At 57.8% G+C, this 19940-nt stretch carries 17 protein-coding genes and 2 tRNA genes; 1 reads left to right on the forward strand and 18 read right to left on the reverse strand.

What is annotated here, in order from left to right; genetic code table 11:
• Positions 1 to 2: 2 nt before the first annotated feature.
• The 12 genes from rbfA to rlmE all read right to left on the reverse strand — a co-directional run bounded on the left by rbfA (position 3) and on the right by rlmE (position 11702).
• The gene (gene rbfA / locus F6S08_RS26920) at positions 3 to 398 is read right to left on the reverse strand and encodes a 30S ribosome-binding factor RbfA (RefSeq protein ID WP_029298974.1); all 396 of its coding nucleotides are present in this window, start codon (positions 396 to 398) and stop codon (positions 3 to 5) included.
• A gap of 159 nt (positions 399 to 557) precedes the next feature.
• The gene (infB, locus tag F6S08_RS26925) at positions 558 to 3080 is read right to left on the reverse strand and encodes a translation initiation factor IF-2 (RefSeq protein ID WP_065925310.1); all 2523 of its coding nucleotides are present in this window, start codon (positions 3078 to 3080) and stop codon (positions 558 to 560) included.
• Positions 3081 to 3107: 27 nt separating this feature from the next.
• A complete protein-coding gene (gene nusA / locus F6S08_RS26930; RefSeq protein ID WP_003212187.1) occupies positions 3108 to 4589 on the reverse strand; it encodes a transcription termination factor NusA in 1482 nt (493 codons plus the stop codon).
• Positions 4590 to 4636: 47 nt separating this feature from the next.
• Positions 4637 to 5095, reverse strand: a complete 459-nt coding sequence (rimP, locus tag F6S08_RS26935) for a ribosome maturation factor RimP (RefSeq protein WP_003235029.1) — start codon at positions 5093 to 5095, stop codon at positions 4637 to 4639.
• 140 nt (positions 5096 to 5235) lie between these two features.
• Positions 5236 to 5312: transfer RNA gene (locus F6S08_RS26940), tRNA-Met, on the reverse strand.
• A gap of 96 nt (positions 5313 to 5408) precedes the next feature.
• Positions 5409 to 5494 (reverse strand) — tRNA-Leu (locus tag F6S08_RS26945).
• A 22-nt stretch (positions 5495 to 5516) separates the two neighbouring features.
• On the reverse strand, positions 5517 to 5900 hold the full coding sequence (secG, locus tag F6S08_RS26950) for a preprotein translocase subunit SecG (protein ID WP_010206600.1): 384 nt from the start codon (positions 5898 to 5900) through the stop codon (positions 5517 to 5519).
• Positions 5901 to 5904: 4 nt separating this feature from the next.
• A complete protein-coding gene (gene tpiA / locus F6S08_RS26955) occupies positions 5905 to 6660 on the reverse strand; it encodes a triose-phosphate isomerase (RefSeq protein ID WP_015885920.1) in 756 nt (251 codons plus the stop codon).
• 66 nt (positions 6661 to 6726) lie between these two features.
• On the reverse strand, positions 6727 to 8064 hold the full coding sequence (glmM, locus tag F6S08_RS26960; RefSeq protein WP_065925311.1) for a phosphoglucosamine mutase: 1338 nt from the start codon (positions 8062 to 8064) through the stop codon (positions 6727 to 6729).
• 16 nt (positions 8065 to 8080) lie between these two features.
• The gene (folP, locus tag F6S08_RS26965) at positions 8081 to 8932 is read right to left on the reverse strand and encodes a dihydropteroate synthase (protein WP_074847627.1); all 852 of its coding nucleotides are present in this window, start codon (positions 8930 to 8932) and stop codon (positions 8081 to 8083) included.
• 8 nt (positions 8933 to 8940) lie between these two features.
• Complete coding sequence (ftsH, locus tag F6S08_RS26970; RefSeq protein WP_027605365.1) at positions 8941 to 10851, reverse strand: ATP-dependent zinc metalloprotease FtsH; 1911 nt, start codon at positions 10849 to 10851, stop codon at positions 8941 to 8943.
• A 200-nt stretch (positions 10852 to 11051) separates the two neighbouring features.
• Positions 11052 to 11702 (reverse strand): 23S rRNA (uridine(2552)-2'-O)-methyltransferase RlmE, encoded by a 651-nt coding sequence (rlmE, locus tag F6S08_RS26975; protein WP_015885924.1) that lies wholly within the window; start codon positions 11700 to 11702, stop codon positions 11052 to 11054.
• 105 nt (positions 11703 to 11807) lie between these two features.
• Here rlmE and F6S08_RS26980 point away from each other — a divergent pair, with 105 nt between their 5' ends.
• A complete protein-coding gene (locus tag F6S08_RS26980; protein WP_017139256.1) occupies positions 11808 to 12116 on the forward strand; it encodes a YhbY family RNA-binding protein in 309 nt (102 codons plus the stop codon).
• A gap of 9 nt (positions 12117 to 12125) precedes the next feature.
• On the opposite strand, the gene F6S08_RS26985 is transcribed toward F6S08_RS26980, so the two are convergent.
• From F6S08_RS26985 to dnaJ, 6 genes are all read right to left on the reverse strand, one after another.
• On the reverse strand, positions 12126 to 12530 hold the full coding sequence (locus F6S08_RS26985) for a hypothetical protein (protein ID WP_027605364.1): 405 nt from the start codon (positions 12528 to 12530) through the stop codon (positions 12126 to 12128).
• Between the two features lie 28 nt (positions 12531 to 12558).
• Complete coding sequence (greA, locus tag F6S08_RS26990) at positions 12559 to 13035, reverse strand: transcription elongation factor GreA (protein WP_053137809.1); 477 nt, start codon at positions 13033 to 13035, stop codon at positions 12559 to 12561.
• Positions 13032 to 16253 (reverse strand): carbamoyl-phosphate synthase large subunit, encoded by a 3222-nt coding sequence (gene carB / locus F6S08_RS26995; RefSeq protein ID WP_027605362.1) that lies wholly within the window; start codon positions 16251 to 16253, stop codon positions 13032 to 13034. Before carB ends, greA begins: the two co-directional genes overlap by 4 nt.
• 104 nt (positions 16254 to 16357) lie before the next feature.
• Positions 16358 to 17494: a glutamine-hydrolyzing carbamoyl-phosphate synthase small subunit gene (gene carA / locus F6S08_RS27000; RefSeq protein WP_027605361.1), complete on the reverse strand. Its 1137-nt coding sequence runs from the start codon at positions 17492 to 17494 to the stop codon at positions 16358 to 16360.
• A 259-nt stretch (positions 17495 to 17753) separates the two neighbouring features.
• Positions 17754 to 18560, reverse strand: a complete 807-nt coding sequence (gene dapB / locus F6S08_RS27005; RefSeq protein WP_027605360.1) for a 4-hydroxy-tetrahydrodipicolinate reductase — start codon at positions 18558 to 18560, stop codon at positions 17754 to 17756.
• Between the two features lie 10 nt (positions 18561 to 18570).
• Positions 18571 to 19695, reverse strand: a complete 1125-nt coding sequence (gene dnaJ, locus F6S08_RS27010) for a molecular chaperone DnaJ (protein ID WP_065925314.1) — start codon at positions 19693 to 19695, stop codon at positions 18571 to 18573.
• Positions 19696 to 19940 lie beyond the last annotated feature (245 nt).

The following is a 19940-nucleotide window of genomic DNA, read 5'->3' on the forward strand; positions in this document are numbered from 1 at the left end:
GCTTACTCCTTGGCGTCTTCAGGTGTGGACGGATGCTGATTGTCTTCAGCCACGGCGCGCTCGATCAGGGCCGACAGGTGCGCACCACGCACGACGCTTTCGTCGTAGTGGAAGTGCAACTGGGGCACGCTGCGCAGCTTCATCTCACGGGCCAACTGCATCCGCAAAAAACCTGCGGCGGAGTTGAGCACCTTGATGCTTTGCGCGATCTCTTCGCTGTTGTCCTGGCCCATCACGGTGATGAAGATCTTCGCGTGACCGACGTCACGGCTCACTTCTACAGCGGTGATGGTGACCAGGCCAACACGCGGGTCTTTGACTTCGCGACGGATCAGTTGGGCCAGCTCACGCTGCATCTGATCGCCGATACGTTGGGTACGGCTGTATTCTTTTGCCATGTCTTGTTACCTGTTACTGCCACACGGTGAAACCCGTGGGGTCTGAAAGCGGCAAACGCCCGGCCTGACAAAAGCCAGACCGGGCGTTGCGTTTAGAGTCCGCACGCTGCGCGGGGCATTTGCATGCCCACACGCGGCGTGGCTCCTGAAGTGCGCGAGTTAGAGGCTGCGAGCAACCTGAACCTTCTCGTAGACTTCGATCTTGTCGCCAGCCTTGACGTCGTTGTAGCTCTTGACGCCAATACCGCATTCCATGCCGGCACGCACTTCGGAAGCGTCATCCTTGAAGCGGCGCAGGGATTCCAGCTCGCCTTCGAAGATAACGATGTCTTCACGCAGTACACGAATTGGACGGTTACGGTACACGGTACCTTCGATAACCATGCAACCGGCGATCGCACCGAATTTCGGCGAGCGGAACACGTCACGAACCTCGGCGACACCCAGGATGTTCTCCCGGACGTCACTGCCAAGCATGCCGGTGAGGGCCTTCTTGACGTCTTCGATGATGTCGTAGATGACGTTGTAGTAACGCATGTCCAGGCCTTCCTGCTCGACGATCTTGCGAGCGCCAGCATCGGCACGCACGTTGAAGCCGAACAGTACAGCGTTGGAAGCCAGTGCCAGGTTGGCGTCGGACTCGGTAATACCACCGACACCGCCACCCACAACACGCACTTGCACTTCGTCGTTACCCAGGCCGTTCAAGGCGCCGTTCAACGCTTCGAGGGAACCACGGACGTCAGATTTGAGGACGATATTAAGCGTCTTCTTCTCTGCCTGGCCCATGTTCTCGAAGATGTTTTCCAGCTTGCCGGCGTGAGCACGGGCCAGCTTGACTTCGCGGAACTTACCTTGACGGAACAGAGCCACTTCACGGGCTTTCTTCTCGTCCGACAGCACGCTCATCTCGTCGCCAGCGTCCGGGGTACCGTCCAGGCCGAGGATCTCGACAGGGATGGAAGGACCCGCTTCCTTGATTGGCTTGCCGTTCTCGTCGAGCATGGCACGTACACGGCCATAGTTCGAACCGACCAGCACCATGTCGCCTTGGCGCAGGGTACCGTCTTGAACCAGAACGGTAGCAACCGGGCCACGACCCTTGTCGAGACGCGATTCAACCACAACACCACGACCCGGGGCCGATGGCGTTGCTTTGAGTTCCAGGACTTCGGCTTGCAGCAGGACCGCTTCGAGCAGTTCGTCTACGCCAGTACCGACTTTCGCCGAAACCGAAACGAACGGCGTATCACCGCCCCACTCCTCGGAAGTCACACCGTGAACCGACAGTTCGCTACGGATGCGATCGAGATCGGCGCCCGGCTTGTCGATTTTGTTCACGGCAACAACCAGTGGAACACCAGCGGCCTTGGCGTGCTGGACAGCTTCAATGGTCTGCGGCATTACGCCGTCGTCCGCTGCAACTACCAGGATCACGATGTCGGTCGCCTTGGCACCACGGGCACGCATTGCGGTAAACGCGGCGTGACCTGGGGTGTCAAGGAAGGTGACCATACCGCGCTCGGTTTCAACGTGGTATGCACCGATGTGCTGGGTGATACCACCGGCTTCGCCGGCAGCTACCTTGGCACGACGGATGTAGTCGAGCAGCGAGGTCTTACCGTGGTCAACGTGGCCCATTACGGTCACGACTGGTGCACGGGAGAAGGTCTCGCCTTCAAACTTCAGGGACTCGGCCAGGGAGTCTTCCAGGGCGGTGTCGCTGACCAGGGTCACTTTGTGGCCCAGTTCTTCGGCTACCAGTTGAGCAGTTTCCTGATCAAGCACCTGGTTGATGGTCGCTGGAGTACCCAGTTTGAACATGAACTTGATGATTTCAGCAGCCTTGACCGACATCTGATTGGCCAGATCGCCAACCGTGATGGTCTCGCCGATCTGCACATCACGCACGACAGGGCCGGTTGGGCTCTGGAAACCGTGGGCGTTGCGTTTCTTCAGCTTGGCCTTGCCGCGACCACCACGACGGAAGCCATCGCTTTCTTCGTCGGTAGTGCGTGGCGCAACGCGCGGAGCAGGCGCTTTCTCTTTGACCGAGGCACGATGCGGAGCGTTTTTACGCTCGCCATCGCCACCACCACTGCGACGATTGTTATCGTCGGCACGTGGTTTGTCCGGACGACGAGGTTCGTCGCGCTTGCGAGCGTCAGCAGCAGGTGCTGGAGCAGCGGCAACCGGAGCGGCCTCACGCACAGTTTCAACAGGCGCGCTAGGTGCAGCGACTGCGTCAGTAGCGGATTGCGCAGCAGCAGGCTGGCTACGCGCTTCTTCTTCGGCGCGACGCTTGGCTTCTTCTTCAGCCTTCTGGCGTGCAGCATTTTCTACTGCGCGACGTTCGTCCATCTCGCGTTTGCGCTCGGCTTCGATTTCTTCCGGGCTGCGCTGTACGAAGACTTTCTTCTTACGCACTTCAACGCTGATGCTCTTGCTACCAGCCACCCGCAGGGTGCTGGTTGTTTTGCGCTGCAATGTAATCTTGCGCGGTTCTTCCACTTTCGCCTTGTGGCTGCTTTTCAAGTGAGTCAGCAACGATTGCTTCTCACTGTCGCTCACATGTTCCTCGGCGGCGGTGTGCGGCAGACCTGCCTCACGCATCTGCTGCAACAGGCGCTCTACCGGTGTTTTGACCTCATCGGCCAGTTGTTTCACCGTGACTTGCGTCATGCACTTCTCTCCTCAGGCCGCGCCTAATTACTCGAACCAATGGGCTCGGGCGGCCATGATCAACTTGCCGGCACGATCATCGTCAATGCCGTCGATGTCGAGCAGATCGTCAATAGACTGCTCGGCCAGGTCTTCGCGGGTAATTACGCCGCGCACCGCCAGTTCCATCGCCAAATCCTTGTCCATACCCTCAAGCGAGAGCAGGTCTTCGGCCGGATGGGCGTCTGCCAGCTTTTCCTCAGTAGCGATGGCTTTAGTCAACAAACGATCCTTGGCCCGAGCGCGAAGCTCGTTGACGGTGTCTTCGTCAAAGCCGTCGATGTTGAGCATTTCTTCCAACGGTACGTAGGCAATCTCTTCCAGGCTGGTGAAGCCTTCATCTACCAGCACCTGCGCCAGGTCTTCGTCGACTTCCAACTCGTCGATGAAGTTGCGCAGGATGTCACCGGTTTCAGCTTGCTGCTTAGCCTGGATGTCCGATTCGGTCATCACGTTCAGGGTCCAGCCGGTCAACTGGCTGGCCAGACGCACGTTCTGACCACCACGACCAATGGCCTGGGCCAGATTGTCTGCGCCAACGGCGATGTCCATTGCATGGGCATCCTCGTCAACGATAATTGCCGCCACTTCAGCCGGCGACATGGCGTTGATCACGAACTGCGCCGGGTTGTCGTCCCAGAGGACGATGTCCACACGCTCACCACCCAATTCGCCCGACACTGCCTGGACGCGCGAACCGCGCATACCAATGCAAGCGCCTTGCGGGTCGATGCGTTTGTCCTTGGAGCGGACCGCGATCTTGGCACGCGAACCCGGGTCGCGGGACGCAGCCATGACTTCGATCAGGCCTTCGGCAATTTCCGGCACCTCGATACGGAACAGCTCAATCAGCATTTCCGGCGCAGTGCGCGACAGGATCAACTGAGGGCCACGGTTCTCGGTGCGGATTTCCTTGAGCAGCGCACGCAAACGCACGCCAACACGGAAGGTTTCGCGGGAGATGATGTCTTCGCGGGCCAGCAACGCTTCAGCGTTGTTGCCCAGGTCGACGATCACATTGTCGCGGGTAACTTTTTTCACGGTGCCGGAGATGATTTCACCCAGGCGCTCGCGATAGGCATCAACGACTTGAGCGCGCTCGGCTTCGCGAACCTTCTGCACAATGACCTGCTTGGCGGTCTGTGCAGCAATGCGGCCGAACTCGATGGACTCGATCTTTTCTTCAACGACATCACCGACCTGGGCGCCTGGGTGCGTTTCAGCAACCTTGCTTGGCCAGGTTTCGATGGCCGGATCATCAAGATCGGCTTCTTCGACGACCGTCCAGCGACGGAAAGTCTCATAGGCACCGGTGTGGCGGTTGATTTCCACACGCAGATCAACTTCGTCTTCAAAACGCTTTTTGGTAGCAGTGGCCAGGGCCAGCTCCAGCGCTTCAAAAATCACGTTTGCCGGTACGCCCTTTTCATTGGATACCGACTCAACAACCAGCAGTACTTCTTTGCTCATCGTACGCCTCGCCTTTCGCAAGCCATTGGATCCGCGGGATCCGCGTCTCAGTCAAAACTGGGAATAATGTTGGCCTTGTCGATCATATCGATCGGCAACAGGAACTCATGGTCTTCTACCTGCACCACGACATCCTGTTCTTCTACACCGCGCAGAAGGCCCTGAAAGTTGCGACGCCCTTCGAACGGGGATCGCAGCTTGATCTTCACTTGTTCACCGGCAAATTTTGCAAACTGATCAATAGTGAACAGTGGGCGTTCCATGCCTGGCGAGGAAACTTCGAGGGTGTATTCAACGGAGATAGGATCTTCAACATCCAGAACACCGCTGATCTGACGGCTGACAATGGCACAATCGTCCACCAGCACGCCGCCCTCTTTATCGATATAAACGCGCAACATTGAGTGGCGACCTTGAGCCGAAAACTCAATACCCCAGCATTCATAGCCTAGGGCCACGACCACCGGGGCCAACAAGGCCTGCAACTCTTCTAGCTTGCTCGACACCTGAACCCCCTCGTGCATGTATGTGCATGCTGTGCAAAATAAAAAAATGGGCGAAACGCCCATCCTTGAAACGCCGTCGAACAGCGGCGTTGAAAGTGTCCAGCTAACAAAAAGCCCCTTAAAAGGGGCTCCGCTAAAACTGGTTGCGGGGGCCGGATTTGAACCGACGACCTTCGGGTTATGAGCCCGACGAGCTACCAGACTGCTCCACCCCGCGACAAAGCTGGGGCGGAAGTATACGACCGATCCCTTACAGGGTCAATGTAACCTTCCACCTACAAGAAAGCCCGCAACAGCGGGCTCTCCTGATAATTGGTACCGAGAAGGGGACTCGAACCCCTACACCCTATGGGCACAACCACCTCAAGGTTGCGTGTCTACCAATTCCACCACCTCGGCAATACAGCGCTTACAACCCTTCTTACTTCTGCTCTTGAGCTGGAGGTACGTCAGTCGCTGGAGTAGCCGACTTTTGCTCTTGAAGCACCGGGACATCATCAGAAGCCGGTTTTGCTTTTGGCACCTCCAACACTGCTGGGTTTGGCAAACCTACTTGAGTCAGCACATGAGCTTTCTCTTTAGCAAAGTAACCTAACCCTAAGCTGGTTATGAAGAAACCGGCGGCAAGTATAGCAGTAAACTTACTAAGAAAGGTAGAGGAACCTTGGCTTCCGAACACAGTATTTGAAGCACCTGCACCGAAAGACGCACCAGCATCCGCACCTTTACCCTGTTGCAACAAAACCAGGGCAACTACGCCCAGGGCAGCCAACAGATGAAAAACGACTACGACTGTTTCCAGCATTTTTTCAGTTTCCCGCGGCGCGACAAATCGCACCGAACTCATCTGCATTCAGGGAAGCTCCACCAATGAGCCCCCCATCGATATCCGGCATGCCGAACAGTTCGACCGCATTGGCCGCCTTCACGCTGCCGCCGTATAGAAGCCGCACACCTTGTGCGACTTCAGAATTCTCTGCCGCTAACTGAGCACGGATGGCTGCGTGCACATCCTGCGCCTGTTGCGGTGTAGCAGTCAGCCCGGTGCCAATGGCCCAGACCGGCTCGTAAGCAATTACCGCCTTTGCGAACGCACCAACACCCAGCTCCTCGATGATGCTGCCAAGCTGACGCGAGACAACCTCAAGAGTCTTGCCCGATTCACGCTGCTCAAGGGTCTCCCCAATACACAACACCGGAATCAAGCCACAAGCCTGCGCTGCTGCGAACTTGCGATTGAGTGTCCCATCACGCTCGCCCATCATCTGACGGCGCTCGGAGTGCCCGACAAGCACATAGGAACAACCCGCATCAACCAGCTGACTCGGTGCAATCTCACCGGTCAACGCACCTTGCATGGCTTCCACCGCGGAGTTCTGCGCGCCGACCTGAATCGACTTACCTTTCAAGCCATCCACCACTTGGGTGATATGCAAGCAAGGCGGGAACACCGCGATATCAACACCGCTAGGCAAGGCCAAGTGACGAAGGCCATTGATCAGCTCAGCGACACTGGCGCGGGTACCGTGCATCTTCCAGTTACCAGCTACCATAGTGCGACGCATGCTGTACCTCGTCGGTCAAAGTGGGCGCAGATGTTACCCAACCACATCATCACTGGCAAGCCGAATTCAGGCGCAAACTTCAGTTACCAGTTTTGCCAGGTCCTCGGCATGACCGCGAACCTGTATTTCGTCGTCACCTTCGACCATGACGCGCACCAAAGGCTCTGTGCCGGACTTGCGTAGCAATACCCGTCCACGACCAGCCATTGCCAGGGTCGCGCGCTCGCAAGCCTCTTTGACAGCAGGGTGCTCGATCGGGTTTTCCCCACCTGCGAAACGCACGTTCAGCAATACTTGCGGGCATTTGCGCAAAGCCTGACGCGCCTGGGCCAGGCTCTCTTCGCGGCGACGCAAAGCCAATAGCACCTGCAACGCCGCAATAATCGCGTCACCGGTGGTGGTGTGCTGGAAGCACACCACGTGCCCGGAGTTCTCACCACCTACCTGCCAGTTACGCTCCAGCAGCTCGGCGATCACATACCGGTCACCGACGTTGGCGCGAACAAAAGGAATACCCAGGTCTGCCAACGCCAGCTCAAGCCCCAGGTTGCTCATCAGCGTACCGACGACACCGCCTTGCAGCTTGTTACGCTCATGCAGGTCACGGGCAATGATGAACAACAGATCATCGCCATCGACCACGGCACCCGTGTGGTCGACCATCAGCACACGGTCGCCGTCACCGTCGAAGGCAATCCCGAGGTCGGCATGCTCGGCCAGGACAGCGGCTTGCAACTGCTCCATATGGGTGGAGCCGCAGTTTTCGTTGATGTTCAATCCGTTGGGCTGAGCCGACAGCACTGTCACGTCTGCGCCCAACTCCTTGAATACGCTTGGCGCGACTTTGTAGGTCGCACCATGGGCGCAGTCGACAACAATCTTCAGGCCGGCAAAATTGGTGCTGGTTGGCACACTGCTCTTGCAGAACTCGATATAACGACCAGACGCGTCATTGATACGTGACACCTTGCCCAGCTTGCTGGACTCGACCACGGTCATCGGCGTATCCAACAATTCTTCGATCATCAGCTCAATCTCATCCGGCAACTTGGTGCCCTGGCCGGAGAAGAACTTGATGCCGTTGTCGTCGTGTGGATTGTGCGAAGCACTGATCACAATACCGGCCTCAGCGTGAAAGGTACGCGTCAGGTATGCAATCGCGGGCGTCGGCATTGGCCCCAGCAACATCACATCGGCGCCTGCGGCGGATAAGCCGGCCTCAAGCGCTGATTCAAACATGTACCCCGAAATCCGGGTGTCCTTGCCCACCAGGATGCGACACGCCCCCATGCTGCGGAACGCCATACCCGCCGCCCATCCAAGCTTGAGCATGAAATCAGGAGTAATCGGAAACTCGCCGACCCGACCACGGATACCGTCGGTGCCAAAGTATTTTTTAGTCATAAGTGCTCCATCATTCTTATTCGGCTGATTCCACAGCTGCAATCATGCGTACCACATCCACGGTCTCAGCAACGTCATGCACACGCAAGATGCGCGCACCCTTGGTCACCGCGAGCGCCGCCAGTGCAAGACCGCCGTACAACCGCTCACCCACCGGACGGCTCAATGCCAGCCCTATCATGCTCTTGCGCGAAACACCGACCAACAGGGGCCGACCAAGGGCGTGCAAGGACTCCATGTGCTTGAACAAACTCAAATTGTGTTGCAGGGTCTTGGCGAAACCAAACCCCGGATCAAGGATGATCTTTTCCGGCGCAATACCTACCGCGACGCACTGGGCAACGCGCTCGGAGAGAAAACCACTCACTTCACCAACCAGGTCATCATAGTGCGGGCTGTCCTGCATATTGCCGGGCTCACCCAGCATATGCATCAAACACACCGGCAAACCGGTAGCTGCGGCTGCATCCAGGGCACCGTCGCGCCGCAGGGACCGCACATCGTTGATCAAGCCGGCACCTAATCGCGCAGTCTCACGCATCACGGCCGGGGTGGAGGTATCAACCGAAATGATCACATCCAACTCTCGAGCGATGCGCTCGACAATCGGCGCCACGCGCTCCAACTCCTCCAAAGGAGAAACTGCGCGAGCACCAGGCCGAGTCGATTCACCGCCCACATCAATCAAGGTCGCGCCAGCCGCCACCATAGCTTCTGCGTGGCGCAATGCAGCATCAAGCTGGCTGAAGCGGCCACCATCGGAAAAGGAGTCAGGGGTTACATTAAGAATGCCCATGACATGCGTATGGGCCAAATCAAGAACCCGGTTGCCGCAAGGCAACCGGGGGGAGGACGAAGCAAAAGTCATTTCAAACCTTAATGGTCAGCTGCCGGGCCACCGATTGGGGTTTCAGGACGTTCGTTCTGAACCACTGGCGGGGTGCCCGAAGTACCCGAACCACCTTCCCAATCACGAGGCTCACGAGGCGCCCGACCGGCCATAATGTCGTCGATCTGGTCTGCATCGATGGTCTCGTACTTCATCAATGCATCAGCCATTGCATCAAGCTTGTCGCGATTATCGGTAAGGATCTGCTTGGCCGTGCCATAGCACTGGTCAATGATACTGCGCACCTCAGAATCGATCAGCTTGGCTGTCTCACCAGAGAAACTGGCGTTTTGACCACCGCCGCCACGCCCCAGGAATACTTCACCTTCTTCCTCGGCGTACATCAAAGGACCGAGTTTTTCCGACAAGCCCCACTTGGTCACCATGTTCCGCGCAATCTGGCTGGCGCGCATGATGTCGTTGGAAGCCCCAGTGGTCACGCCGTCGAAGCCCAAGGTCATTTCTTCAGCAATTCGACCGCCGTACAGCGAACAGATCTGGCTGATCAGCGCACGCTTGGAGAGGCTGTAACGATCCTCTTCCGGCAGGAACATGGTGACACCCAAGGCGCGACCACGAGGAATGATCGACACTTTGTAGACCGGGTCATGCTCAGGCACGACACGCCCCACAATAGCGTGGCCGGCTTCGTGGTAAGCAGTGTTCTGCTTCTCTTTTTCGGACATGACCATGGATTTACGCTCAGCGCCCATCATGATCTTGTCTTTCGCCAGCTCGAACTCTTTCATTTCAACGATGCGCTTGCCGGTACGGGCTGCAAACAGCGAAGCCTCGTTCACCAGGTTAGCCAGGTCAGCACCCGAGAACCCCGGGGTACCACGGGCAATCACAGCCGGTGCAACGTCGTCGCCCATTGGCACTTTGCGCATGTGCACTTTCAGGATTTGTTCGCGCCCACGGATGTCCGGCAGGCCAACCACCACCTGGCGGTCAAAGCGGCCTGGACGCAACAGCGCAGGATCGAGCACGTCCGGACGGTTGGTTGCCGCGATGACGATGATGCCGTCATTCATCTCGAAACCATCCATCTCGACCAGCAACTGGTTGAGGGTTTGCTCACGCTCATCATGACCACCGCCCATGCCAGCACCACGATGGCGACCAACGGCGTCGATTTCATCGATGAAGATGATGCATGGCGCATGCTTCTTGGCCTGTTCGAACATGTCGCGAACGCGGCTCGCACCGACACCGACGAACATTTCAACAAAGTCAGAACCGGAAATGGTGAAGAACGGTACCTTGGCTTCGCCGGCAATGGCCTTGGCCAGCAAGGTTTTACCGGTACCTGGAGGGCCGACCATCAGCACGCCGCGAGGAATACGGCCACCCAGGCGCTGGAATTTGCCTGGATCGCGCAAGAACTCAACCAACTCGCCGACTTCTTCCTTGGCTTCGTCGCAACCCGCTACGTCAGCCAGGGTGGTCTTCACCTGATCTTCAGAGAGCAGGCGCGCCTTGCTCTTGCCGAAGCTCATCGGCCCGCCCTTGCCTCCCGCACCGCCTTGCATCTGGCGCATGAAGAACATGAACACGGCAATGATCACCAGGATCGGGAAGCTTGCCACCAGGAGTTGAGTCCAGATGCTCTGCTGCTCAGGCTGCTTGCCTTCGACAACCACGTGGTTATCCACCAGGTCGCCGATCAGACCGTTGTCCTGAATTGCCGGACGAATGGTCTTGAAGCTATCGCCATCGTTGCGTTTGCCGGTGATCACGTAGCCATCAACCGCTACGCGCTCGACCTTGCCATCCTTAACTTGCTGGATGAAGTCGGAATAGTTGAGGGTCTGCGGCTCGTTAGGGCTGGAGAAGTTGTTCATCACCGTCACGAGGACAGCCGCGATGATCAACCACAGGATCAGATTCTTTGCCATATCGTTCAATTAACTACCCTCTGAAGCAAGCTCCGCTACTGGCGCGCGCTTCGCATGATATTCACCGGCCTAACTTACTACATTACCTACAACTCTGGCAGGCGCCGTCTGTAACCCTTTGTGAAACTTTGACTACACAATATTCGTAAAGCTTCGTGACGAAAGCGATATAAAAAAACCTATCGCCCTCCTCGAATTCCTCAAAAACGCTCTTCACTCGCCGCGCCTTCGACGCCACGGAAGCCGCGGCACAGCAGGTATTGCTCCCTGGACCGGTCCCGGGAAGAGTCTGGTTTACGCGTCTGCACCTTGTCGAACAACTTGCGGATGTTCTTGTGGTACTCGTCGAAACCCTCTCCCTGGAACACCTTCACCAGGAAATCGCCACCGGGACGCAACACCCGACCCGCCAAATCCAGCGCCAATTCGCAAAGGAACATGGCTCGTGGCATATCGACGGCCGGTAATCCACTCATATTGGGGGCCATGTCGGAAATCACAAGGTCTACCTGCGAATTTCCCACAGCCTCAAGGATCTGGGCGAGCACTGTGTCCTGGGTAAAGTCTCCATGAACAAAGGTCACGTCCGGGATGCTGTCCATTTCCAGGATGTCGGAAGCAATCAGGCGACCTTGACCACCAATCAGACGACTGGTCACCTGGGACCAGCCACCGGGGGCCGCGCCAAGATCGATGACGCTCATGCCTGGACGAATCAACTTGTCCTTGTCCTGGATCTCCAACAGCTTGTAGCTGGCCCGGGAACGATAGCCATCCTTTTGCGCCTTTTTGACGTAAGGATCGTTGAAATGCTCTTGCAGCCACTTAAGGCTAGTTTTGGAACGGGCCACGGGCCACCTCGAAAATAAAACGGGTCGTGATTAACTGGGCGGTCCCGGACTCGCTCGGGTAAACTGGCCGCCGCTTTTTACAAGATCAGACGCAGGGGTCAGATTATGCCGCTCACTCAAGAGCAGAAGAAACAGTACAAATCCATTGGCCACCATCTGAAACCAGTTCTGATTGTGGCAGACAACGGTTTGACTGAAGGTGTGTTAGCCGAACTTGAACGCGCACTGGGCGATCACGAACTGATCAAGATCAAGGTCAACATCCTTGACCGCGAAGCACGCCTGGCCGCCATTGCAGAACTGTGCAAGGTTGGCAAGGCGGACCTGGTTCAGGTCATCGGCAAGATGGCGCTGCTGTATCGCAAGAACTTCAGCGTCAACAAGCAACTGTCGAACGTACACCGCTTCAAGTAATACAAAGGGTCACGGGCGTGCTTCGCGCGCCCCGCCACTCCATCCCGGAGCAGGCTGTATAACCAGCACCAGGCCGGAGAACCCTAGCACAAGATAGCTGAATAGCTGCCAGCGCAACGCTTCCGGCAGCCAGACATGCACAATGCAATACATTGCACACGCATACAGCGCCATCAACAGCAGTTGGCCGCGAATATCCCGCCACAGACTCTCCAAGCCTTCAGCCTTGACCAGCACCAACGCCTGAAGCGCTACGCACGCCGCCGCGAAACCCACCAGCAGCGCACTCAGTAATCCATCGATTTCATCGATCAGCAACGGAGCCAGGCCAATCACGCCCAGCACCGGCAATACACCAAGATGTAACAACCATAGGCCGCCCACCCAAAGCATCTGGGCAAGCTGCCAAAGCATGGCGCCCGCACGAAGCGGGCGCCGCCTTTCAGATGTGACGAACTTCAACAATCTCGTACTCGATCACACCGCCTGGCGTTTTGACAGACACCACATCCCCCTCTTCCTTGGCGATCAAGGCACGGGCCAGTGGTGAGCCGACGGAGATCTTGCCGAGCTTGAAGTCAGCCTCGTCCTCTCCCACGATGTGGTAGACCACGCTCTCGTCAGTCTCGACGTTGGCGATCTCCACGGTGGTGCCGAAAATCACCTTGCCCGTGTGCGGAATAGTCGTGACGTCGATGATCACCGCATTCTGCATACGGCCTTCGATGTCACGGATCCGCGCCTCGACCATACCCTGCTGCTCACGAGCAGCGTGGTATTCGGCGTTTTCCTTCAAGTCACCCAGCTCGCGGGCCGTACCGATGTCCTGGCTCAGCTTTGGACGTACGACCTTGGTCAGATGGGCGTGCTCCTCTTCCAGGGCCTTGGCGCCCTGGACGGTCATTGGGTATTTGATCATGCCTTCAATCCTGCGTGTAGATCCTGCAAGCGACGCACGGTCTTTTCCGGACCGAACTTGAGCGCTTCGCAGATAGCTTCGCCAGCAGCAATAGTGGTGGTGCAGTAGATCTTGTGCTGCAAGGCATTACGGCGAATGGAGTAGGAATCCGCGATCGACTGGCGACCTTCGGTGGTATTGATGATCAGCGTGACTTCATCATTCTTGATCATGTCGACCACATGCGGACGGCCTTCCGTCACCTTGTTCACGCGGCGCACTTTCAAGCCGGCCGCTTCGATCAGCTTGGCGGTCCCGGCAGTTGCCACGATTTCAAAACCCAAGTTGATCAGATCACGGGCCACGCCTGCAACCAGCGGCTTGTCATCATCACGCACACTGATAAACGCAGTACCGCCGGTCGGCAGCACTTCGCTGGCGCCCATCTGGGCCTTGGCGAACGCTTCACCGAAGGTGTCGCCCACGCCCATCACTTCACCGGTGGACTTCATCTCCGGGCCCAGGATCGGGTCCACACCAGGGAATTTGGCAAATGGGAACACTGCCTCTTTCACACTGTAGAAGTTCGGAATGATTTCCTTGGTGAAGCCAATTTCCTTCAGGGTCTTACCAGCCATCACACGCGCAGCGATCATGGCCAGGGACACGCCGATGCACTTGGAAACGAACGGCACGGTACGCGAAGCACGCGGGTTGACTTCAATGACGTAGATGTCTTCGCCCTGCAGCGCCAACTGTACGTTCATCAGGCCGACAACACCCAATTCCAAGGCCATTTTCTTGACCTGCTCGCGCATCTCATCCTGGATATGTGCAGGCAACGAGTACGGCGGCAGCGAGCACGCGGAGTCACCGGAGTGAACGCCCGCCTGCTCGATGTGCTGCATGATCGCGCCGATGACCACGTCGGTACCGTCGCAAACTGCATCCACGTCCATTTCGATGGCGCAGTTGAGGAAGTGGTCCAGAAGCACCGGGCTGTCGTTGGACACTTTTACCGCATCACGCAGGTAACGCTTGAGCTCTTCTTCTTCGTAGACGATTTCCATGGCTCGGCCGCCCAGTACGTAGGACGGACGCACCACCAGCGGGTAGCCGATCTTGCTGGCTGCACGGATGGCCTCGTCTTCGCTGCGCACGGTAGCGTTTGGCGGCTGGCGCAGGTTCAGGCGCTCAACCATTTGCTGGAAGCGCTCACGGTCTTCGGCACGGTCGATGGCGTCTGGGCTGGTGCCGATGATTGGCACGCCGGCAGCCTCAAGGGCACGCGCCAGTTTCAGCGGGGTTTGGCCGCCGTACTGGACGATCACACCTTTTGGTTTCTCGACACGACAGATTTCCAACACGTCTTCCAACGTTACCGGCTCGAAGTACAGACGGTCTGAAGTGTCGTAGTCAGTGGAAACAGTTTCCGGGTTGCAGTTGACCATGATGGTCTCGTACCCGTCTTCGCGCAGTGCGAGGGCGGCGTGTACGCAGCAATAGTCGAATTCGATACCCTGGCCGATACGGTTCGGACCACCGCCCAGGATGATAATCTTGTCGCGGCCCGACGGCGCGGCCTCGCACTCTTCCTCGTAGGTGGAGTACAGGTACGCAGTGTCGGTGGCGAACTCGGCGGCACAGGTGTCAACGCGCTTGTAGACCGGGAAGATCTCCAGCTTGTGGCGATGCGTGCGCAGGTTTTTCTCGGTCACACCCAGCAGCTTGGCCAGGCGCTGGTCGGAGAAGCCTTTGCGCTTGAGGCGGAACATCATGTCGCGGTCGATGCTGGCCAGACCCAAGGTCTTGACCTTCTCCTCTTCCTTGATCAGATCTTCGATCTGCACCAGGAACCACGGATCGATCATGTTCATGCCAAAGATGTCTTCGACAGTCATGCCGGCGCGGAAGGCATCAGCCACATACCAGATACGCTCGGCGCCCGGTACGGTCAGCTCACGCTTGAGGATGCTCATGCTTTCCGGATTGCTCAGGTCGAGCTTCTCGTCCAGGCCGCAAACGCCCACTTCCAGGCCACGCAGGGCTTTCTGCAAGGACTCCTGGAAGGTCCGGCCGATAGCCATGACCTCACCCACCGACTTCATCTGGGTGGTCAGGCGCGCGTCGGCCTTGGCGAACTTCTCGAAGGCAAAGCGTGGCAGCTTGGTCACGACATAGTCGATGGACGGCTCGAAGGACGCCGGCGTAGCGCCGCCCGTGATTTCGTTTTGCAGTTCGTCCAGGGTGTAACCGATAGCCAGCTTGGCGGCGATACGCGCAATTGGGAAACCGGTCGCTTTCGATGCCAGCGCCGAAGAACGCGATACACGCGGGTTCATCTCGATCACGACCATGCGGCCGGTGTCCGGGCAGATGCCGAACTGAACGTTGGAACCACCGGTTTCAACGCCGATCTCACGCAATACCGCCAAAGAGGCGTTACGCATGATCTGGTATTCCTTGTCCGTCAGGGTCTGCGCCGGAGCAACGGTGATCGAGTCACCGGTGTGCACACCCATCGGGTCGAAGTTTTCGATGGAGCAGACGATGATGCAATTGTCCTTTTTGTCGCGGACAACCTCCATCTCATACTCTTTCCAGCCAATCAGGGATTCGTCGATCAGCAGCTCTTTGGTCGGAGACAGGTCCAGGCCACGGGCGCAGATTTCTTCGAACTCTTCACGGTTGTAGGCAATGCCACCACCGGTGCCGCCCATGGTGAAGGACGGACGGATAATGCACGGGAAGCCCAGCTTTTCGAGAACTGCGTTGGCCTCCTCCATACTATGGGCGATACCGGAGCGCGGGCAGTCAAGGCCGATGGACTTCATGGCCTTGTCGAAGCGCGAACGGTCTTCAGCCTTGTCGATGGTGTCGGCGTTGGCGCCGATCATCTCTACGCCGAATTTTTCCAGGACGCCTTCGCGCTCCAGGTCCAGGGCGCAGTTCAATGCAGTCTGGCCGCCCATGGTCGGCAGCAGTGCGTCCGGACGCTCTTTCTCGATGATCTTGGCAACCGTCTGCCACTTGATCGGCTCGATGTAGGTAGCGTCGGCCATGTCCGGATCGGTCATGATGGTGGCCGGGTTGGAGTTCACCAGGATGACGCGGTAACCCTCTTCGCGCAGGGCTTTACAGGCCTGGGCGCCGGAGTAGTCGAATTCGCAGGCCTGGCCGATAACGATCGGGCCAGCGCCGAGAATCAGGATGCTTTTTATGTCTGTACGTTTTGGCATGGGTTTGTCACTCAAATCCGCAGGTCAGTCGGCAAGCCGTCTTGAACAATCTTCGAAGAGCCTGCAGGGGCCACCAAGGTAGGGGCCGCCCGCAGGCCGCTCAGTCAGCGTCGCTTGGCCATCTCATTGATGAAACGGTCGAACAGCGGTGCTACGTCGTTCGGGCCCGGGCTTGCTTCAGGGTGGCCCTGGAAGCTGAACGCGCTCTTGTCAGTACGCTCGATACCCTGCAGGGAACCGTCGAACAACGACTTGTGAATCGCGCGGACATTGCTCGGCAAGGTCGCTTCATCCACCGCAAAACCGTGGTTCTGGCTGGTGATCATCACAACGCCGGTGTCAAGGTCCTGCACAGGGTGGTTGGCGCCGTGATGACCATGACCCATTTTCAGGGTCTTGGCACCGGAGGCCAGCGCCAGCAGCTGGTGACCGAGGCAGATGCCAAATACCGGAATCTCGGTTTCCAGCACTTCCTTGATGGCCTGGATGGCGTAGTCACAAGGCTCCGGATCACCCGGGCCGTTGGACAGGAACACGCCGTCAGGTTGCAGAGCCAGCACGTCGCTGGCAGGCGTTTGCGCCGGCACCACGGTCACGCGGCACCCACGCTCGACCAGCATACGCAGGATGTTGTACTTGACGCCGTAGTCGTATGCGACCACGTGATACGGCAGGTCAGCCGCTTCGATAGTCTCGTGGCTGTCGGTCTTCAAGTCCCAGACAGTGGAGCGCCACTCGTACTGCTCCTTGGTGCTGACGACTTTCGCCAGGTCCATGCCTTTCAGGCCTGGGAAGCCTTGCGCTGCAGCAATCGCCGCTGCTTCGGAAATATTGTCACCGACCATGATGCAGCCATTCTGCGAGCCCTTTTCACGCAAGATGCGCGTCAGGCGGCGCGTATCGATACCGGCGATCGCCACAACGTTGTTGGCTTTCAGGTAATCGGACAGCGACATCGTGTTACGCCAGTTGCTCGCAACCAGTGGCAGATCACGAATGACCAGACCCGCCGACCAGACACGATCAGACTCAACGTCTTCCGGCGTAGTACCGGTGTTGCCGATGTGCGGATAGGTCAGGGTAACGATCTGTTGGGCGTAGGAAGGATCGGTAAGGATTTCCTGATAGCCGGTCATGGCGGTGTTAAACACCACCTCTCCAACGGTTTGACCGTCGGCTCCAATGGCTTCGCCGCGAAAAATGCTGCCATCAGCAAGGGCGAGTATGGCTGGCTTAGTCAAGAAGACCTCCCGTAAATAAAGCCTGAAAGGGCGATCGCAGGTTGTAAAAAAGCGGAGTGACGTATGGACACGTCACCCCGCTTCTTCACTGAATTATTCTGCGCGCTTTTAGTGGACACACTAAAGCTGTAGCTTACAGAAAAAGGCTTTTTTGGTCCACCGCTAATGAGCCTTAAAGGCAGGAGAATGCGACGGGACGTCGCTTAGCGGGTAAAAACGGGGCCTCAGGATAATCCCGAGGCCCGGTTTTAGCTACTGCTTAGTGCAGATCCAACACATCGCGCATATCGTACAGACCAGCCTCGCGACCTTCCAACCAGAGCGCAGCACGCACCGCGCCCTTGGCGAATGTCATGCGGCTCGAAGCCTTGTGGGTAATTTCCAGGCGCTCACCCTCGGTAGCAAACAATACCGTGTGGTCGCCCACCACATCACCGCCACGGACGGTCGCAAAACCAATGGTGTCACGCGCACGCGCACCGGTATGCCCTTCGCGACCGTAAACCGCCACCTTGGACAGATCACGCCCCAGCGCATCAGCAATAGCCTCACCCATGCGCAGCGCGGTACCCGACGGCGCATCGATCTTGTGACGGTGATGCGTCTCGATAATCTCGATATCCGCCTCATCCCCCAACACCCGCGCCGCCATGTCCAGCAACTTGAGCGACAGGTTCACGCCGACACTGAAGTTGGCAGCGAAGACGACGGGAATATCCTTGCCCGCCTCCTCCAACAACTGCTTCTGCTGCGCAGTCAAACCCGTGGTACCAATCACCATCGCCTTGCCCGCCTTGCGGCAGAACGCGAGGTTTTTCAGCATCACCTCCGGCAGGGTGAAGTCGATCAGCACATCGAATTCGTCAGCCACCTGCTCCAGGCTGCCTGACAATGAGACACCGATACGCCCCAGCGAAGCCAACTCACCCGCATCCGCACCGATCAACGTGCTACCGGGACGAACAATCGCCGCGGTCAGCCCAGAGGCCGGGGAGCGCTGCTGCACCGCCTCGACCAGCGTCTTGCCCATGCGCCCGGCAGCGCCCATTACGGCTATACGTCGCATACTCACTTCCTTACAGGTCGCCGAAGAAGCGCTTCACGCCTTCGAAAAAGCCAGTGGTTTTCGGCGAATGCGTGTCATCGCCCTCCAGCGAACTGCGGAATTCCTCAAGCAATTCACGCTGACGGCGCCCCAGATTGACCGGAGTCTCCACGGCCACACGACACATCAAGTCGCCAGCACCACCACCGCGCACCGGCGCTACGCCCTTGCCACGAATACGGAACTGCTTGCCGGTCTGCGTACCTTCAGGGATCTTGAGCTTGACCCGACCGTCCAGGGTCGGAATCTCCAATTCGCCACCCAGGGCTGCATCGACAAAACTGATCGGCACTTCACAGAACAGGTGCTTGCCGTCGCGTTGGAAGATCGAGTGCTCGCGCACATTGATCACCACGTACAGGTCGCCCGTCGGACCGCCCTGGGTACCGGCCTCACCCTCACCCGACAGACGAATACGGTCTCCGGTATCCACACCCGCCGGCACTTTTACCGCCAGGGTCTTGTACTCTTCGACGCGACCTTCGCCGTGGCAGGAATCGCACGGATCGGAAATGATCTTGCCCTGCCCATGGCAACGCGGACAGGTCTGCTGCACCGAGAAGAAACCCTGCTGCATACGCACCTGGCCGATACCGCCGCACGTCGGGCAAGTAATCGGCGCGGAGCCTTTCTTGGCACCCGAACCATCACACGGCTTGCAGTTAACCAGCGTCGGCACGCGGATATTAACGCTGGTGCCACGCACGGCTTCTTCCAGATTCAACTCCAGGGTGTAGCGCAAGTCGCTGCCACGCTGGGCACCGCCACGCTGACCACCACGGCCACCGCCGAAGAAGTCACTGAATACATCGCCGAAAATATCGGAGAAGTTCTGACCGCCAAAACCGGCACCGCCGCCACCCATGCTCGGATCGACACCGGCATGTCCATACTGGTCGTAGGCCGCACGCTTGTTGGGATCAGACAAACATTCGTAGGCCTCGTTGGCCTCTTTGAACATATCTTCGGATTCTTTGCTATCCGGATTACGGTCCGGGTGGTGCTTCATTGCCAGGCGACGGTAAGCCTTTTTCAGGTCCGCCTCGCTGGAGCCGCGCTCCACACCCAATACTTCGTAATAGTCACGCTTTGCCATAAGTCTTTGCACTCTTAAGGACGTTCAGCCAGACCCTCCTGAGCCTGGCTAAACTCGTTGAGCCCCAATACAGGCCCGGACCCAACTCACGTCAATTCAACGATCCTGGTCATTACTACTTTTTAGCCAGGGACCCGGCCAAAAACGCGGTATTTATTGCTCGGAAAGCAGGAGCATCCCCGATCACACCGCCAACATCCGAACGCTGTCGCATGCTGTAAAAATTCACATACCCCAGACACGCC

It is taken from the genome of Pseudomonas sp. JV449 (genome assembly GCF_032424295.1).
Classification (GTDB): domain Bacteria; phylum Pseudomonadota; class Gammaproteobacteria; order Pseudomonadales; family Pseudomonadaceae; genus Aquipseudomonas; species Aquipseudomonas marginalis.

Excerpts from the sequence above, each read along its gene's own strand:
- dnaJ (WP_065925314.1), bottom strand. The coding sequence starts at position 19,695 with ATGGCAAAGCGTGACTATTACGAAGTATTGGGTGTGGAGCGCGGCTCC.
- secG (WP_010206600.1), bottom strand. The coding sequence starts at position 5,900 with ATGCTGGAAACAGTCGTAGTCGTTTTTCATCTGTTGGCTGCCCTGGGC.
- F6S08_RS26985 (WP_027605364.1), bottom strand. The coding sequence starts at position 12,530 with ATGCTTTGGCAGCTTGCCCAGATGCTTTGGGTGGGCGGCCTATGGTTG.
- F6S08_RS26980 (WP_017139256.1), top strand. The coding sequence starts at position 11,808 with ATGCCGCTCACTCAAGAGCAGAAGAAACAGTACAAATCCATTGGCCAC.
- greA (WP_053137809.1), bottom strand. The coding sequence starts at position 13,035 with ATGATCAAATACCCAATGACCGTCCAGGGCGCCAAGGCCCTGGAAGAG.
- infB (WP_065925310.1), bottom strand. The coding sequence starts at position 3,080 with ATGACGCAAGTCACGGTGAAACAACTGGCCGATGAGGTCAAAACACCG.
- rbfA (WP_029298974.1), bottom strand. The coding sequence starts at position 398 with ATGGCAAAAGAATACAGCCGTACCCAACGTATCGGCGATCAGATGCAG.
- carB (WP_027605362.1), bottom strand. The coding sequence starts at position 16,253 with ATGCCAAAACGTACAGACATAAAAAGCATCCTGATTCTCGGCGCTGGC.
- tpiA (WP_015885920.1), bottom strand. The coding sequence starts at position 6,660 with ATGCGTCGCACTATGGTAGCTGGTAACTGGAAGATGCACGGTACCCGC.
- nusA (WP_003212187.1), bottom strand. The coding sequence starts at position 4,589 with ATGAGCAAAGAAGTACTGCTGGTTGTTGAGTCGGTATCCAATGAAAAG.
- folP (WP_074847627.1), bottom strand. The coding sequence starts at position 8,932 with ATGACTTTTGCTTCGTCCTCCCCCCGGTTGCCTTGCGGCAACCGGGTT.
- glmM (WP_065925311.1), bottom strand. The coding sequence starts at position 8,064 with ATGACTAAAAAATACTTTGGCACCGACGGTATCCGTGGTCGGGTCGGC.
- dapB (WP_027605360.1), bottom strand. The coding sequence starts at position 18,560 with ATGCGACGTATAGCCGTAATGGGCGCTGCCGGGCGCATGGGCAAGACG.
- ftsH (WP_027605365.1), bottom strand. The coding sequence starts at position 10,851 with ATGGCAAAGAATCTGATCCTGTGGTTGATCATCGCGGCTGTCCTCGTG.